Source organism: Thiothrix lacustris DSM 21227 (assembly GCF_000621325.1).
Classification (GTDB): Bacteria; Pseudomonadota; Gammaproteobacteria; order Thiotrichales; family Thiotrichaceae; genus Thiothrix; species Thiothrix lacustris.
The window spans coordinates 179,723-196,136 of record NZ_JHYQ01000003.1 but is presented as its reverse complement, the minus strand read 5'-3'; the positions used below and the strand labels follow the sequence as shown (position 1 = coordinate 196,136).

20 protein-coding genes are annotated in these 16,414 nt (G+C 50.9%); 13 read left to right on the top strand and 7 right to left on the bottom strand.

Translation table 11 applies throughout. The features are described 5' to 3' along the window. Nucleotides 1-100 precede the first annotated feature (100 nt). Together Q394_RS0103600 and miaB are read right to left on the bottom strand one after the other, a co-directional pair. Entirely contained in the window at nt 101-295 is a 195-nt protein-coding gene (locus tag Q394_RS0103600) for a hypothetical protein (RefSeq protein WP_028488073.1), read from the bottom strand. A 408-nt stretch (nt 296-703) separates the two neighbouring features. Further along, nucleotides 704-2,071 carry a tRNA (N6-isopentenyl adenosine(37)-C2)-methylthiotransferase MiaB gene (gene miaB / locus Q394_RS18995; protein ID WP_051542718.1) on the bottom strand — a complete coding sequence of 456 codons (1,368 nt, stop codon included), beginning with the start codon at nt 2,069-2,071 and terminating at the stop codon, nt 704-706. Nucleotides 2,072-2,223: 152 nt separating this feature from the next. On the opposite strand from miaB, the gene Q394_RS0103590 reads away from it, so the two are divergent. Together Q394_RS0103590 and Q394_RS0103585 are read left to right on the top strand one after the other, a co-directional pair. Then, a complete protein-coding gene (locus tag Q394_RS0103590) occupies nt 2,224-2,709 on the top strand; it encodes an SH3 domain-containing protein (RefSeq protein ID WP_028488072.1) in 486 nt (161 codons plus the stop codon). A 62-nt stretch (nt 2,710-2,771) separates the two neighbouring features. Continuing rightward, entirely contained in the window at nt 2,772-3,446 is a 675-nt protein-coding gene (locus Q394_RS0103585; RefSeq protein ID WP_028488071.1) for an SH3 domain-containing protein, read from the top strand. Between the two features lie 121 nt (nt 3,447-3,567). Here the strand turns inward: Q394_RS0103585 and Q394_RS0103580 are convergent, their stop codons facing one another. The 3 genes from Q394_RS0103580 to Q394_RS0103570 are packed head-to-tail and all read right to left on the bottom strand — an operon-like array spanning nt 3,568 to nt 6,786. Continuing rightward, a complete protein-coding gene (locus Q394_RS0103580) occupies nt 3,568-4,056 on the bottom strand; it encodes a hypothetical protein (protein WP_028488070.1) in 489 nt (162 codons plus the stop codon). Continuing rightward, complete coding sequence (locus tag Q394_RS0103575; protein WP_028488069.1) at nt 4,053-5,528, bottom strand: AAA family ATPase; 1,476 nt, start codon at nt 5,526-5,528, stop codon at nt 4,053-4,055. Before Q394_RS0103575 ends, Q394_RS0103580 begins: the two co-directional genes overlap by 4 nt. A gap of 19 nt (nt 5,529-5,547) precedes the next feature. Beyond that, entirely contained in the window at nt 5,548-6,786 is a 1,239-nt protein-coding gene (locus tag Q394_RS0103570; RefSeq protein ID WP_038140418.1) for a glutamate-5-semialdehyde dehydrogenase, read from the bottom strand. Between the two features lie 196 nt (nt 6,787-6,982). Between Q394_RS0103570 and rsxA the strand changes: the two genes are divergently transcribed. The 9 genes from rsxA to Q394_RS0103525 are packed head-to-tail and all read left to right on the top strand — an operon-like array spanning nt 6,983 to nt 13,560. Further along, nucleotides 6,983-7,564, top strand: a complete 582-nt coding sequence (rsxA, locus tag Q394_RS0103565; protein ID WP_028488067.1) for an electron transport complex subunit RsxA — start codon at nt 6,983-6,985, stop codon at nt 7,562-7,564. Further along, nucleotides 7,564-8,118, top strand: coding sequence for an electron transport complex subunit RsxB (rsxB, locus tag Q394_RS0103560; RefSeq protein ID WP_028488066.1), 555 nt, complete (start codon nt 7,564-7,566; stop codon nt 8,116-8,118). The genes rsxA and rsxB overlap by 1 nt, the downstream gene beginning before the upstream one ends. Continuing rightward, entirely contained in the window at nt 8,115-9,686 is a 1,572-nt protein-coding gene (gene rsxC / locus Q394_RS0103555) for an electron transport complex subunit RsxC (protein ID WP_028488065.1), read from the top strand. Before rsxB ends, rsxC begins: the two co-directional genes overlap by 4 nt. Continuing rightward, nucleotides 9,683-10,714, top strand: coding sequence for an electron transport complex subunit RsxD (gene rsxD / locus Q394_RS0103550; RefSeq protein ID WP_028488064.1), 1,032 nt, complete (start codon nt 9,683-9,685; stop codon nt 10,712-10,714). The genes rsxC and rsxD overlap by 4 nt, the downstream gene beginning before the upstream one ends. After that, nucleotides 10,711-11,358 carry an electron transport complex subunit RsxG gene (gene rsxG / locus Q394_RS0103545; protein WP_028488063.1) on the top strand — a complete coding sequence of 216 codons (648 nt, stop codon included), beginning with the start codon at nt 10,711-10,713 and terminating at the stop codon, nt 11,356-11,358. Before rsxD ends, rsxG begins: the two co-directional genes overlap by 4 nt. Continuing rightward, on the top strand, nt 11,355-12,047 hold the full coding sequence (locus Q394_RS0103540) for an electron transport complex subunit E (RefSeq protein WP_028488062.1): 693 nt from the start codon (nt 11,355-11,357) through the stop codon (nt 12,045-12,047). The genes rsxG and Q394_RS0103540 overlap by 4 nt, the downstream gene beginning before the upstream one ends. Further along, nucleotides 12,044-12,676, top strand: coding sequence for an endonuclease III (gene nth / locus Q394_RS0103535; RefSeq protein WP_028488061.1), 633 nt, complete (start codon nt 12,044-12,046; stop codon nt 12,674-12,676). Before Q394_RS0103540 ends, nth begins: the two co-directional genes overlap by 4 nt. Next, nucleotides 12,676-13,095, top strand: a complete 420-nt coding sequence (locus Q394_RS0103530) for a DUF1841 family protein (RefSeq protein ID WP_028488060.1) — start codon at nt 12,676-12,678, stop codon at nt 13,093-13,095. Before nth ends, Q394_RS0103530 begins: the two co-directional genes overlap by 1 nt. A gap of 9 nt (nt 13,096-13,104) precedes the next feature. Continuing rightward, the gene (locus Q394_RS0103525) at nt 13,105-13,560 is read left to right on the top strand and encodes an outer membrane lipoprotein (RefSeq protein WP_028488059.1); all 456 of its coding nucleotides are present in this window, start codon (nt 13,105-13,107) and stop codon (nt 13,558-13,560) included. A 71-nt stretch (nt 13,561-13,631) separates the two neighbouring features. Here Q394_RS0103525 and Q394_RS22260 read toward each other — a convergent pair whose 3' ends face one another. Next, a complete protein-coding gene (locus Q394_RS22260) occupies nt 13,632-13,865 on the bottom strand; it encodes a DUF2057 domain-containing protein (RefSeq protein WP_156946727.1) in 234 nt (77 codons plus the stop codon). A gap of 370 nt (nt 13,866-14,235) precedes the next feature. Further along, nucleotides 14,236-14,583: a hypothetical protein gene (locus Q394_RS0103520; protein WP_156946726.1), complete on the bottom strand. Its 348-nt coding sequence runs from the start codon at nt 14,581-14,583 to the stop codon at nt 14,236-14,238. 225 nt (nt 14,584-14,808) lie between these two features. On the opposite strand from Q394_RS0103520, the gene Q394_RS0103515 reads away from it, so the two are divergent. Both Q394_RS0103515 and Q394_RS18990 read left to right on the top strand, forming a co-directional pair. Further along, nucleotides 14,809-15,600, top strand: a complete 792-nt coding sequence (locus tag Q394_RS0103515; protein WP_028488057.1) for an inositol monophosphatase family protein — start codon at nt 14,809-14,811, stop codon at nt 15,598-15,600. 37 nt (nt 15,601-15,637) lie between these two features. Beyond that, complete coding sequence (locus tag Q394_RS18990) at nt 15,638-16,384, top strand: hypothetical protein (protein WP_156946725.1); 747 nt, start codon at nt 15,638-15,640, stop codon at nt 16,382-16,384. Nucleotides 16,385-16,414 lie beyond the last annotated feature (30 nt).

The window sequence follows — 16,414 nt, the reverse complement described above, 5'->3', positions numbered from 1 at the left end:
CATCCACTTGCTCCTATACCGGGGCGAACTGCCATTTATTTAAAATCGGCTTACACTGCCCCAACGGGCTTTGAAGCAATCTGAACGTTGCATTTCACGCTCAGCAGAAACCTGTGAGGCTTTCATTGAAACGATTGGAAGAAGAATCCGGTGGGTCGCAGTTGTCCATCAGCCCAACATCGCCTTTAGTGGAGATGCCGACGGCAACAACCAGCCCCGTGGCTGCGTGAGTGAGTGTGGCTGACGCCAACAGAATAGCACCGCTACTAGCGGTAGAAAGACGGGTAAATTTCATACAGCTCTCCTCCGGTGGCTGTAAAATCCCACATCGGAAGTGATATTCTGATGCAGAAAAGTATAAGCATTCCTCTCAATGCAGATAATAGAGTATCACCAATAATCCGAGCATCCTGATACGGTATATAACAATGCTGATACTTTATTTCCGTTTTTAATGATTTTTATTGATCTATTAATGCATAGAAGTTTAGCCGTGAGGGTTTTGGGGTTTATCCTTTGAAATTAAGTATATAACAATAAACTAATGGTGCTGACTAAGTGCTGAGTTATGCTGCTAATGTGACTTAATCTACCTCTAATTTGCGTTTGGCTTTCAGCCGATTCTTGCTGCCGACTGGCGATGCTTTCTGGATTTGAAGACAGGGTATTTTGCCCTGCCCTCAAAAAAGTTTTTGAAAATCCATTACGACTGAACGGATTCCATCACCATCCGCCCTACGTCACTTTCCACCGCGACAATCACGCCACGCAGAGAATTCGGTTGGGCTTCGGTAATACGCACATCCACAAATTTCCCGATCAGGCGCGGATGCCCGTCGAAATTGACCACGCGGTTATTTTCAGTGCGCCCCGCCATCTGATCATGTTTGCGGGATGGGCGTTCCACTAACACCCGTTGCACCGTGCCGACCATTGCCGCGCTGATAGCGTTGGATTGCGCCAGAATGCGGGTTTGCAGGTGTTGCAAGCGGTCTTTTTTCACTGACTGCGGCACATCATCCGCCAGACTCGCGGCAGGTGTGCCGGGGCGCTGGCTGTAGATAAAGCTGAAACTCAGGTCGAAGTTCATCTCTTCAATCAGCTTCATGGTATCGGCAAAATCCTGCTCGGTTTCGCCGGGAAAACCAATAATGAAGTCGGATGACAAGCTGAGCGTTGGGCGGATTTTACGTAACTTGCGGATTTTGGCTTTGTATTCAATCGCCATGTGGTTGCGTTTCATCGCCATCAGAATCCGATCGGAACCGCTTTGCACCGGCAAATGCAGGTGATTCACCAGTTCTGGCACATCCTCATACACCTGAATCAGGTTGTCATTGAACTCATTGGGGTGCGAGGTGGTGTAACGGATGCGGTCAATACCATCCACGGCTGCCACAAACGTAATCAGCATCGCCAGATCGGCAATTGAACCGTCGTGCATTTTGCCGCGATAGGCGTTGACGTTTTGCCCCAGCAAATTGACTTCGCGCACACCCTGCGCGGCGAGCTGGGCAATTTCGGTAATCACATCATCGAAGGGACGGGAAATTTCTTCGCCACGGGTGTAGGGAACCACGCAGAACGTACAATATTTGCTGCACCCTTCCATCACCGATACGAACGCGGTGGGGCCGTCAGCACGCGGTTCTGGCAAGTTGTCGAACTTTTCGATTTCGGGGAAAGAAATATCCACCACCGGGTGATGTTCCGTGCGCACTTGACGGATCATGTCCGGCAAACGGTGCAAGGTTTGCGGGCCGAACACCACATCCACCACCGGGGCGCGTTGGCGCAAGGCTTCACCTTCCTGACTGGCGACACAGCCGCCTACACCGATAACAATGTGCGGACGTTTATCTTTAAGCTTTTTCCAACGTCCCAATTGTGAGAAGACTTTTTCCTGCGCCTTTTCGCGGATCGAGCAGGTATTCATTAATAAGACATCGGCCTCTGCGGGGTCATTGGTGAGTTCCATTCCCTGTGCATGATGCAGCACGTCCAGCATTTTGGCTGAGTCGTACTCGTTCATTTGACATCCGTGGGTTTCGATAAAAATTTTGCCTGCCATGTGTCCGTTTTGTCCGTCGTTTGAGCATTTGGAAAACGGCTATTATCCCCGCTCTCCCGAAAGCAAACAACTTTTCGCGAAAACAGACTAAAATTGTGGGTGTAATGCCCCAAAAGGGTACTTCAAGTCTACAAGATGATAAGGAATACACCATGAAAGCGATTTCATTCTTCCCGGCAATGGCCGTAGCTTTAACCCTGAGCCTATCCAGCGTACAAGCAGCAACTGACGTCTATGCCGTCACCGGCGTACAAATCGGTCAATTCTTAAACATGCGCAGCGATGTGGGCACCAGTAGTGCCATCACGGCGAGGATTCCTGCCAACGGCCAAGGTGTTGTCACCACAGGTGAACAAAGAAAGATCAATGGTACAACTTGGGCAAAGGTTTATTGGAATGGTATCGGTGGCTGGGTCAACAAAAGTTACCTATCTCCCGCCAACCAGCGCACCACTGTTACAGCACCGGCAAAGCCTGCTAAGCCAGTAGTAGCCACAAAGCCCCAAACCACCGCAACATCACAGGCTAAACCTATAATGGCCGTCATGGCACCTTACAAGGTTACCGCACCACCAATGATGCCGTCGGTGAAAGTACCGTCTTACATGACACCTCCCAAACCGTTAAATCAGCAATAGTCAGACTTTAAGTAAATGCCTGAACAACAGCAGGCAACAATAGATAATTCAAGGAACAAACCATGAAAGCGTTTTCATTCTTCCCGGCAATGGCCTTGGCTTTGACCCTGAGCATATCCAGCGTACAAGCAGCAACAGATGTGTATGTGGTCAGTGGCGTGCCCTCAGGAGAATTCCTGAATATGCGAACAGGCGCAGGCATCAACAATGCCATTACCGGCAGAATTCCCTACAATGGCCAAGGTATCGTCACGACGGGCGAAGAACAGAAAGTCGGCAGCACAAATTGGGCTAAAGTTTACTGGAACGGCGTAGGCGGTTGGGTCAGCACAAGCTACTTGCAACCAGCCGGTCAAGCCAGCAAAACACCAGCTGCCGCTGTAACGCCAGAAAAAACACCGACCACCGTCACTTCAGCGACGGCAAAACCAGCGACTAATACACTGGTCTGTACAGGCTCAGAGCCTTTCTGGCGCATTGATGTGAGCGACGCGAAGCTGAACGTCAATATGTCAGATGGCCCGCAGTACACCGTACCCGTAACCTTCCGCCAAACATCAGCGAATAACACCACCATCGCCGTGATTGGCGGCGCAACCGGCACCAACAATACCCAAGCATTCATGCAAAAAGTAGACAGTTGCAACGATGGCATGTCGGAGGTGAAATACCCTTACAGCATCACCGCCGTGTTGAATAACAAGCAGGTGGTATCGGGTTGCTGTAAGGTGCAGTAGCAGGTTCTTTACCCGCCCATATACCTTGTAAGGCACATGGGCGGTTTCTAAACGCATCAAAACAAGATTTCGATTTCCACGCTAGTGCGTAAATTGATGTGTTTGTACCTATTACTTGAATTTACGCCTTACCTCTCACATGTAACTGCTGTAAATCGCTATCTAGCGACCATACAAAAACCTCACTCATTGCAAAGCGAGTGCAGCACTTTTCAAATTCTTTGATGATACTCAAATCGCCAAAGCTCGTACCTTCATTAAGCTTATCAACCGATTTGTTTCTACCTGCCAACGCAGGGAACGCATCCAACCACACTGAAATTTCTTTGCTACTAGGAAACTCACTGGGCTTCCATGGAGCTGTACCATCAAATGCAGCTTTAACGGCTATCACAAACCGCTGTGCAACTTCACGACGCATTCTGCCATCACCATTCTGAGCAATATGATTGCCTGTTTCGATGATACTTGCCATTGGCAAAATGAATGTACAACCTAACTCTACGTATTCTTTATAAGCTCGACTAACCATCTTTTTATGTTGGTTTCGATTAGGAACATTCAGTAAATTGGTTAATATGCTGGTATCAATCAAGCAAATACTGCTCATGCAGCCTCATCTCCTTGCAGACGTGCCAGCCAGTCGAGCGCATTCTGTTTCTTCGCTTCCGGTGTTACTGGTGACTTTACGAAGCGGTCAACAATACCGTTTGTTACCAATTCGCCCAATGGTCCTTGCGTGATCAGTCCCGCATAATCATCCAAATCACTTAAGCGCACTAAACGACTATCCCCTTCTTGTGGGTCACGGTAGCAGAACACCACATCACCCAACGCCTCGTCGGGCAAGGCATCCATCAGTGCGGGATTATGCGTAGTGAGCAACAAGCGGATGTTGCGGCGTTTAGCCTCATTCTGCATGGTTGTCAGCAAGTGATGGGCGCGGGAAGGATGCACACCGTTATCGACTTCTTCCAACACTACCGTCGAGCCTTCAGGAGCCGATAAGACAGCGGCAGCGATAGCTAACACCCGCAACGTACCATCCGATAACAATTCAACTGACCATGACTTATCTTTTCCGCCAAAACTTTCGACCAACTCCAGAGCAACCCGACCACGACGGTCTTCAAAGAATTTCAGGTCTTTTACATCCTGCTCAGGCAGGCTTTGAATAAACTGAAGAATCGCCACCCGATTTTTCTCTTGTTGCCAAAGGTAATGAAGCACGCCTGACAGGTTTGAGCAATTTCCGCGTAGCTTTTTTTCAGAAAAACTATCGCCGCGCATGAGAGCAGGAACAGGATCAAGGAATAGAGTGTTTTCCAGAAATACTTGAAAATATTTAATGGTTGTAGGTATTTCTTGTTTTGACCTAATATGTTCATGAGCAAAAGTTGCTGGACTTTCCAGTTGGCACATCACTGCTATTTGATCGGTGCAAGTAATTTGTGGTTTATTCTTTCCACGCTTAAAGTTGTTATAAGCGATACGAATATCACTTCCCAACCCATCAGAAGATTTGCTAACACAGTATAATGGAAATGTTTCTGTATTACCCACATGGGAAGTTATCTGTTCTTGAACAATATGTAACTCGTTACTTCGTATTTCCAATGTAATTTCAAAGTTGCGCCATTCTAACTGATAAAATGGAAAGCCAGGAAAAGTTGGCTCACCCAAAAACGCCGTTGGATAAAGAAGTTGCTGCCGTTCCTTCATATCATCCTCACTCAGCCCGTTGAGCCAGTAATACTCTATATCAACACCAGCATTTGACCAATCAGCTTTAGCTTCATGATTTGCGGCTTGAACATCAAGCATACAGCCCAACGTAAATTGCTGAGAACCCAAATATCCAAAGTCTTTACTTTGTCCGCGCAAAATTTGGTCTGAATCATCTAAGTGCTGCTGAATAACAGATAGCTTCTGCCCACCACTCAGCCAACTGAGGAAACGGAATGCCTCAATCGCATTGCTTTTACCGGACGCATTCGCGCCGATCATCAGTGTGAGCGGCGCAAGCGGCAATGCTTGGTCACGGTAGCTCTTGAAGTTTTTGAGCAAAATCTGTTTCAACATGACTTTAAGTCCTTCTTCATCACACCCGGATATGCCCATCCCCCAACACCACATACTTCTGCGAAGTCAGCCCTTCCAGACCAACCGGCCCCCGCGCATGAATCTTGTCGGTGCTAATCCCAATCTCCGCCCCCAGCCCATACTCAAAGCCATCGGCAAAGCGCGTGGATGCATTCACCATCACCGAACTCGAATCCACTTGCCGCAGGAATGCCCGCGCCCGCGTGTAATTTTCGGTAATAATCGCATCGGTATGTTGCGAGCTGTAAGTATTAATGTGCGTAATCGCCGCAACCATATCTGCCACCACCCGAATCGCCAAAATCGGCGCAAGGTATTCCGTGCTCCAATCTTCTTCGGTAGCAGGTACACACGCAGGCAACAGCGCACGGGTCTGCTCACAGCCGCGCAACTCCACCCCTTTGGCGGCGTATTCTTCCGCGAGGGCAGGCAATACTTGCGCAGCCACACCTTCCGCCACCAGCAAGGTTTCCATCGCATTGCACACGCCGTAACGGTGTGTTTTGGCATTCACCGCAATCTTAACCGCTTTATCCAGATCAGCCTGATCATCAATGTACACATGACAAATGCCATCCAAGTGCTTGATAACTGGAATACGGGATTCCGCACTGACTCGCTCGATCAAACTTTTACCACCACGCGGCACGATCACATCGACGTATTGTGCCATGCGTAACAACTCGCCCACCGCTGCCCGATCGGTGGTTTCCACCACTTGCACACACGCCGCAGGCAAACCCGCCGCTTCCAGCCCGGCACGCACACACGCTGCAATCGCCTGATTGGAATGGATAGCTTCCGAACCACCGCGCAAAATCGTCGCATTACCCGACTTCAGGCACAGCGCCGCCGCATCCACCGTCACATTCGGGCGTGATTCGTAAATGATGCCGACCACACCCAAGGGCACACGCATTTTACCCACCTGAATCCCCGACGGGCGGTAGCTCAGGTCGGTAATCGTGCCAATCGGGTCAGCCAGTGTGGCCACTTGGCGCACGCCTTCTGCCATGCCTGCCAGCGTTTTATCACTCAGGGTCAGGCGATCCAACATCGCCGCATCCAGCCCTTTTTCACGACCGGCGGCCAAGTCCTTAGCATTCTCGGCTTTCAGCCAGTCCGCACGCTCCAGTATCACCTCAGCAATACGCAGCAATGCATTGTTTTTAATGCTAGTATCAGTGTTTGCCAAGACTTGCGCAGCCTGCTTTGCTTGCTGACCAATGCCCTGCATGTAGGTGGCAATAGTATTGATAGTGTCCAAACCAAAATCCTCACGGTATGCAATGGGGAAATGGTAACACGAAAATACTGCTACGATCTTTCTGACAATTATCATGGGCACAGGCTTTGCTGTAGGTTATAACACCCAAATATGGCAAAATGCGCCGCTCAGTTATTCACTGGAAATACTCCCAAAGCCTTATCTTATGACAGACTACTTACTGATTATTGTTGGCACGGTGTGGGTCAATAACTTTGTCCTTTCACACTTTCTCGGTTTATGCCCGTTCATGGGGGTGTCGCGCAAGCTCGAAACCGCGATGGGCATGGGGCTGGCGACGACGTTTGTCCTCACCCTGTCGGCCGTTGCCAGCTACTTGGTTAATACGTGGTTATTGGAACCCTTCCACCTCGAATACTTGCGGACTGTCAGCTTTATTCTGGTGATTGCTGCGATTGTGGGCTTTACCGAAATGGTCATCCGCAAAACCAGCCCGGTGTTATATAACGTGCTCGGCATCTACCTGCCGCTGATTACCACCAATTGCGCGGTACTCGGCGTGGCGCTGCTGAATGTGCAGGAAACCCACGGTTTCATCGAATCCGGCCTGTACGGCATGGGCGCTGCCCTCGGGTTCACCTTGGTACTGGTATTGTTTGCCGGTATCCGTGAACGCATCAATGTGGGTGACGTACCCGGTATTTTCCAAGGTAACGCGATTGGCTTGATCACTGCCGGGCTAATGGCACTGGCCTTCATGGGCTTTTCTGGATTGGTGAAAAACTGATGATTGCAGCACTGCTTATTATTGGTGGCCTCGCCGCCATCTTTGGCGTACTGCTCGGCTACGCCGCTATCCGTTTCAAGGTCGAAGGCGACCCGATTGCCGACAAAGTAGACGCTATCCTGCCGCAAACCCAATGCGGGCAATGCGGCTTCCCCGGTTGCCGCCCTTATGCCGAAGCCATTGCCAAAGGCGAAGCCGACATCAACCATTGCCCACCCGGCGGTGAAAACACCATCAAGGCACTCGCCGAATTACTCGGCGTCGAAGCCAAACCATTGAACGACGAAAACGGCGAACATTCCAGCATTCCATTGGTCGCCATCATCGACGAAAACACCTGCATCGGCTGCACCTTGTGTATTCAAGCCTGCCCGGTGGATGCCATTGTTGGTTCAGCCAAGCACATGCACACCATCATTGCCGCTGAATGCACCGGCTGCAAACTGTGCCTGCCCCCCTGCCCGGTGGATTGCATTGACATGGTTCCCGTCAAGGTCGAACCTGCTTCCTGGAAATGGCCTTACCCTGTGTTTAATTTGAAGGTGGTTTCATGATCCAGACCTTACGCAAACTCTGGCGCAATCCCGGTGGCCTGCACCTCGATTACCACAAGGAAATCTCCAACACCAAGCCCGTGGTGCATGTTCCGCTGGCGGATGAGCTCATCATTCCCCTGCAACAGCACACCGGCTACAAGCCCACGCTGACCGTCGCCGTGGGTGATTACGTCTACAAAGGGCAGGAAATCGCCTCACACACCGGCTTCATGAAAGTGCCGGTACACGCCAGCACATCCGGCACGATTACCGCGATTGAAGAACGCCCGATTGCGCACCCTTCCGGCCTCAGTGACCTGTGCGTGGTGCTCAAACCCGATGGTAAGGACGACTGGGGCAATGCACGCCTGTCACCCTACCCTGACTACACCCAAGTCGATGGCGAAACTTTGCGCCTGCGTATCTGTGCCGCCGGTATCGTCGGCATGGGCGGCGCGGTATTCCCCTCCGCCATCAAGCTCAATGTCCACGACAACATCCCCATCGAAACACTGGTGATCAACGGCGCAGAATGCGAACCCTACATCACCTGTGACGACATGCTGATGCGCGAACAGCCGGAAGAAATCCTGCGCGGCGTGCAAATCATGATGCACATCATCAATACCCAACACGCGCTGATCGGGATCGAAGACAACAAACCCGAAGCCATAGCCGCCATGCAAGCCGCTGTTGCCAGCCTTGGCGAGCGCCGCATTGAGATTGCCGCCATTCCCACCCTTTACCCCAGTGGCAGCGAAAAACAGCTCATCAAAATCCTCACTGGCAAGGAAGTACCCAGTGGCGGCAGACCCGCCCAAGTCGGCATCGTCTGCCACAACCCGGCTACCGCCCGCGCCATTTACCGCGCGGTTGTGTTGGGCGAACCCTTGATTGACCGTTACCTGACCGTCACCGGTAAGGGTGTGGCTGAGCCTTGCAACCTCGAAGTGCCCTTGGGAACGCCGGTTCAACACCTGATTGAACAAGCCGGGGGTTACACCGCTGCGGCCAAACGGCTGGCAATGGGAGGGCCCATGATGGGCATTTCCCTGCAAAGCGACCAGATTCCGGCGGTCAAAGCCACCAACTGCATTCTGGTCAGTGATGTCGCCGAGACAGAACAGCAAACCGCCCTGCCCTGTATCCGCTGCGGACGTTGCGCCGAAAGTTGCCCCGCCAGCCTGCTGCCGCAACAACTTTACTGGTATGCCCGCTCCCGCGATTTTGACAAAGCGGAACAATACCACCTGTTCGACTGCATCGAATGCGGCTGCTGCGCTTACGTTTGCCCCAGCCACATCAAGCTGGTGGACTATTACCGTTTTGCCAAAGCCGAAATCCGCAGCCAACGCGAAGCCAAGGCCAAGGCCGACCTTGCCCGCGAACGCCACGAATTCCATCTGGAACGCATCGAACGCGCCAAGCGTGAAAAAGCCGAAAAACTGGCAAAACACAAAGAACAGGCCAAAACCAATACCGATGACGGCAAAAAAGCCGCCATACAAGCCGCCTTGGAACGTGCCAAGGCCAAAAAAGCCGACGCAGCGGCTGCCCAAACCGCTAACGGGGAAACCTCGGCATGATGTTCAACAAACGCACTTCCCCTTACGTGACTGGCAAACAAGATGTCAGCGTGATCATGCGCCAAGTACTCTACGCACTGGTTCCCGGTACTTTAGTGCTGATCTGGTACTTTGGCTGGGGCATGATCAGCAACCTGCTGCTGGCGATTGTATTTGCCGAACTGCTGGAATGGGGCATGTTGACACTGCGCCAGCGCCCGGTTCGACCCTTCCTGAGTGATTACAGCGCGGTGGTAACGGCATGGTTGCTGGCGGTGGCGATGCCTGCGTTCGCGCCGTGGTGGCTTATTGCGCTGGCGATGGTGTTTGCCGTCGTGATTGCTAAACATTTGTACGGGGGCTTGGGTTATAACCCGTTCAACCCTGCCATGATCGGCTATGCAGCCATGCTGGTGTCCTACCCGGTGCAAATGACCATTTGGCCTGCGCCATTGGATTTTAGTTTCGCGCATATTGGTTTGGGGCAAGCCGTGCAGCAGGTGTTTGCGGGTGGTTCGCAAAGCTGGGATGCCCTGACTGCCGCCACTCCACTGGATGCGGTCAAGGTGAATCTGGGGCTGCATAAAACCCTGAACGAGATTTATGCCAATGGGCAGTTTGGGCTGTTGGCAGGCCAAGCCTGGCAATGGGTCAGTATGGGGTGGTTGCTGGGTGGCTTGTGGCTGCTCTGGCAACGCATTATCAGTTGGCACATTCCGGTAGCGTTGTTGGGTTCGCTCGCGTTGATGGCGGGTATTTTCTGGATGATCAACCCGCAAGTCTACGCTTCGCCATTGTTCCATTTGTTCAGTGGTGCAGCCATGCTGGGGGCATTTTTTATTGCCACCGACCCGGTTTCTGCGAGCACCACACCGTTGGGCAAGCTGTATTATGCGGGTGGGATTGGTGCGTTTACCTACATTATCCGCACTTGGGGTGGCTACCCGGATGCAGTGGCCTTCTCGGTCATCATGCTGAATATGGCCGTTCCTTTAATCGACTACTACACCCAGCCACGCGTATACGGCACCAAGAGGCAGCAAGGATGAGCGACAAACGCTTGAAAGACATTCTCCAGTCGGGGGCTTTCCTTGCTGGATTTGCCCTATTGGGAGCACTGGCGTTGGCTTTTTTCCATGACTTAACTTTACCAAAAGTGGAAGCCAATGAACGTGCCTCCACCTTGAAGCAATTGAATGTGTTAGTGCCTGCCTCGTCTTACAGCAATGACTTGCTGGCAAACACCCTGACCTTACCGGCTGCCGATTTCGGCAGTGCTGAAGATGTAGTGGTTTATCGCGCCAGCAAGCAAGGCGTACCCGTGGCAGCACTATTCATTGTGACAGCACCGGATGGCTACAGCGGTAAGATACGCATGGTGGTCGGCATCAAGGCCGATCAGACACTTGCGGGCGTGCGGGTATTGTCACACAAAGAAACCCCCGGACTGGGCGATAAAGTTGATGCAGAAAAAAATAGCTGGATTCTGGGCTTTGCCAACAAGTCGCTGCAAAATCCAACGCTCGAAGGCTGGGCAGTGCGTAAAGATGGCGGCGAATTCGACCAGTTCACTGGCGCTACCATCACACCCCGCGCCGTCGTCAAAGCAGTCAAACGCACCCTTGAATGGTCACAACAACATTTTGACAGCCTGTTCACCCCCAATGCGACTTCCCAAGGAGCACAGCCATGAATGCGACTTACCGCGAACTGACCCTTGCTGGCCTGTGGAACAATAACCCCGGCTTGGTACAACTGCTGGGCTTATGCCCGTTGATGGCGGTCACTACCAACGTTGTCAATGGCTTGGGGCTAGGGCTGGCTACCTTGCTAGCACTGGTATCTTCCAATTTCGCCATTTCATTGGTGCGGGATTATATCCGGGCAGAAATCCGCATCCCCGCTTTCGTGTTGATCATTGCAGGCAATGTCACCCTGATTGAAATGCTGATCCACGCTTACTTTCCCGAACTGTACGCCATTCTCGGTATTTTCATCCCGCTGATTGTGACCAACTGTATCGTGATTGGGCGCTCCGAAGCCTATGCTTCGAAAAATCCGCCCTTACACGCCGGGTACGACAGCTTGATGATGGGTATCGGTTTCATGCTAGTGCTGATGGTGTTGGGCGGGCTGCGTGAACTGGTGGGCAATGGCACGCTGTTTGCGCAAGCCCACCTGATGTTTGGTGAGGCCGCACGCGGAATGACTATCAGTTTGGGTACTGACTTCAAGGGCATATTGCTGGCTGCTCTGCCCCCCGGTGCCTTCATCGGTTTGGGCTGTCTGGTCGCGCTGAAAAATTACATCGACAAGCGCATGGCACAAACCGCCAAAGCCAGCCAGCCCATTACCCGCCAACCACTCGGTGAGGCCGCATGAACCCTGCCAAGCGGGCGGAAATGTTCCGCCGCTGGCGTGAGGCCAACCCTAGCCCCACCACTGAGCTGGAATACCACAGCGTCTTTGAATTGCTGATTGCGGTGATCCTCTCAGCACAAGCCACCGACAAGGGTGTCAACAAAGCCACCGCACACCTGTTCCCCGTCGCCAATACCCCGGAAGCCATCTATGCTCTGGGTGAAGATGGCTTGAAGGATTACATCAAAACCATCGGCCTATTCAACAGCAAGGCCAAAAACATCATGGCAACCTGCCGCATCCTGATCGACAAACATCATTCAGAAGTACCACAACAGCGCGAGGCGCTCGAAGCCTTACCCGGTGTCGGGCGCAAAACCGCCAATGTTGTCCTCAATACAGCATTCCACCAGCCGACGATGGCAGTGGATACGCATATTTTCCGGGTGGCCAATCGCACTGGCCTTGCCCCCGGCAAAAACGTGTTAGCGGTCGAAAAGGGCTTGCTCAAGCACATCCCCAGGGAATACCTGCTGGATGCCCATCATTGGCTTATCCTGCACGGGCGTTATACTTGTGTGGCACGTACCCCCAAATGCGGGCAGTGCATCATCGCTGACCTGTGTGATTTCAAGGAGAAAACCTGCTGATGTTTGGCAACGACCGTGAGAGTATGCGCCGCTATTACCTGCAATGCTGGCAGAAGCGCCAGCAAAAGCAGCCAATGGATGCGCTGGAACAACAAGTTGCCAGCGTCATTGCCGAACACCCAGAATACCACGCCTTGCTGGAACGCACTGACAGCGCCCTGCAACGCGACTACCTACCCGAAAACGGTGAAACCAACCCGTTCTTGCACATGGGCTTGCATCTCGGTATCCGTGAACAGGTAGCCACTAACCGCCCGACGGGAATTCGCGAACTTTACCAACAATTAGTGATCCAATACGGCAATAACGACGCTGAACACCGCATGATGGACTGTCTGGCAGAAAGCATCTGGCTTACCCAGCGCAACCAGACAGCACCGGATGAGGCAGCGTATCTTGAGTGCTTAAAAAAACGATGAGGAAATACAATGAAATTGGGCTTTTATATGGGGATGCTGTTGTTCCCACTGGCATTGGGTGCTTGTTCGATTATGCCATCCAGCAACACTTACACCACCGCACAGGCAGGCACCTTGCAGGAAGTTAAATTCGGCACGGTTGTCGGTTTACGCAATGTGATGATCCGCGAAGACAATGCTGAAACCGGCAAAGTCGCAGGCGGCGTAATCGGTGGCGTTGCAGGCAACGATTTAGGCGAGGGTAAAGGGCAAATTATCGGTAGCGTTGCCGGAGCTGTCATTGGTGGCACAGTCGGCATTGCACTCGATCGCAGTATTCAATCCAAAGAGGGGGTTGAAATTACGGTAAAGCTGGAAGATAACCGCACAGTCGCTATTGCTCAATTAGCAGATGAACATTTTACAATCGGCGAACAAGTTAAAATATTAACCAGCCAAGACGGTAAAGCGCGTATTACGCACTAATACGAGCCATACTAAATGAGCAGGTTCGCATAATAATTATACGAATCTGCTCTTAAAGCTCATTATCATTATTAATCCATCGCCACAATAACATTACTACTACTAACCGTACGTAAATCAAATGTGCGAGAACGACTCACACTGCCATCACTGAACGTCACATCTGCACGATAAACACCCGGACTCAATTCAATGCTAGCTGAATGACGACTCAAGGATCTTTCCCAAACAGACTTGCCATTATCTAAACGGTACACTGTCCACGTCACTGGGCGCATAGCAGGCCCATTATTGACCGTAGCCATTAACAATACTTTTGATAACGGTGCATCCGCACCTGCTACCGCATTAATTGGAGCACTATTAGATTGTGCTGACATTAGTGATAAAAAAACAAACGATATTACGGCTAACCCTTTACTCAATTTTTTACTTATCATCTTATATACCTCATTGCTGTATTTATGATTCAGTAACACTTCCTTGTTACCACCATATAAGAGTAAGTTACTGTGAATAAAAAACAATTCGATTTTTTTTCTGACTTAAATAAAAAAACTGTTGGAACTTTTTTACAAAAAAATACTATGTCGTAATAATAAGCACACGAAGATGCTTAAAAGCACCTCGCGCCACTTCAAAGTGAAGATAGACTTGAATTCATTTTTTCACTATTCAATCCATAGCGACAATCACGTTACTGCTACTAACAGTGCGTAAATCGAATGTCCGAGAACGACTCACGCTGCCATCATTAAACGTGACATCTGCACGATAAACACCCGGTTCTAACTGGATATTGGCCGAATGACGACTCAAAGACGTCGCTAAAGTCGACTTATCCTTATCCAAACGGTATATTTTCCATGTCAGTGGTAGCATTGCAGGACCACTATTTACAGTAGCCACCAATAATACTTTTGATAATGTCACATCTGCCATCGCATTAGACTGTACACCCACTAGCGATGCCAACATCAACGACATAACCACCAATCCTTTATAAACTGTTTCGCTCATCATTTTATATGCCTCCGTGCCGTATTTATGATTAGGGAACTTTTTTTTCACTACCCTATTGAGCATAATTTACACAAGCGAAAACGCCAGTTGATTTTTTTTCTAATGTAAATAAAAAAAACTGTTGGATGGTTCTTCCCCGATCCCCTTGCGTAACACCGTGCAGAAACATGGGCGCATGTGCTATCCTGATGCCCCGTAATATTGCCCAATACCCGGAGTTTGTTGATGCACCCGATGCTCAGAAAAGCCATTGAAGCCGCCCGCGAAGCAGGTGAATCGATCCGCCACCACGCCAACAAAGTGCAAAAGTTGGATGTTGAAAACAAAGCACACAATGATTTCGTCAGCAACGTCGACCGAGAGGCCGAGCAAATCATCGTGCGCCTGTTACAACGTGCTTACCCCGATCATGCATTCATAGGCGAAGAAAGTGGCAAACATGGCCCCAACAGTGATTATGAATGGGTGATAGACCCTTTAGACGGTACGACCAACTTCCTTTACGGCATACCCCAATATTCCGTGTCAGTTGCCCTGAAACACAATGGCAGGCTGTTAGTCGGCGTGGTATATGACCCACTACGTGATGAAACCTTTGCGGCAGCCCGTGGTGAAGGAGCCACCCTGAACGGACGTCGTATTCGTGTTTCCGAGCGCACTACCATGCAAAGTGCCTTGCTAGGTACTGGCATACCGTTCCGTGCCAATCAAAACCTTGACCTTTACCTGCAAACCCTCAAAGCACTGCTACCAGATACCGCAGGTGTTCGCCGCCCGGGTTCTGCCGCGCTGGATCTGGCTTATGTTGCCAGTGGCCGCTTTGATGGCTTCTGGGAATTTGGCCTGAATGAGTGGGATATGGCTGCTGGTGTTTTGCTGGTGCAAGAAGCCGGTGGCCTGATCGGCGACATGAGAGGTGACAATACCTTCCTGAAAACTGGCGATGTGGTTGCAGCCAATCCCAAAGTCTTCAAGGAAATGATCAAACGTCTGCACCCGGTCATGGCTAAGCGTTAATCTCCCCAAGCATCCCCTGATAGACTAAAATCAGGGGATGAAACTACCAAGCTCCCACACCTTCGTTTACTGCCTGCTCGCCGGGCTTGTCATATTGAGCCTACACGGCTGCGACAAACGTAATGAAACACCGCCCCCACCTCAAGCCGAACCTGTGCTTATCCCGCAAGCTGACCAGCTAAAACCTGCTTCAACATCCATGGATACAACTGCCCCCGCAGCCAACACCACAGCCATAGCGATGCAGCCTTCCCCACCACCTGCTACGACGGAGCCGAACGCCATGCCAATCAGCCCAACTAAACTGGATAAACCCAACGCCCTAAAAATCCCCAATATTGCCCAACAAAGCCTACCGGGCAGCGAATTCTCCCTGCGTTTTCTAGCAACAGGTGAAAGTTTTTACACTGAAATCAAACTCACCCATGGCATTCTCAATTACACCTATTTTGAAGACACCACCGGACGCTGTGAAAAATGGATAAAAAATAGCCCGTGCTGGGAAAAGAATGATTTAAAAACGATCAGCATGGCTTTACCCAACGCCGACCTTGATAACCTTTACAGCATTGTAAAAAAGAGTGGTGTTTTAGCACTCAAGCATGAAACATTTGGAGGTGCAAAAACTGGCCAACGTCATTACACTCAACGCCTAGACATCAGCATTGATGGCCAGCAAAAACAACTGCTCTACCAAAGTTTTCCAGGTGCCAGTAAAAAACCGGAAGCTTTCGCCATGTTAGAAACAGCGCTGCTCGAATATGCTCGCGATTTACCGCATTAACCCAAGCAAAATCTTTTACCTTGTTAAGGA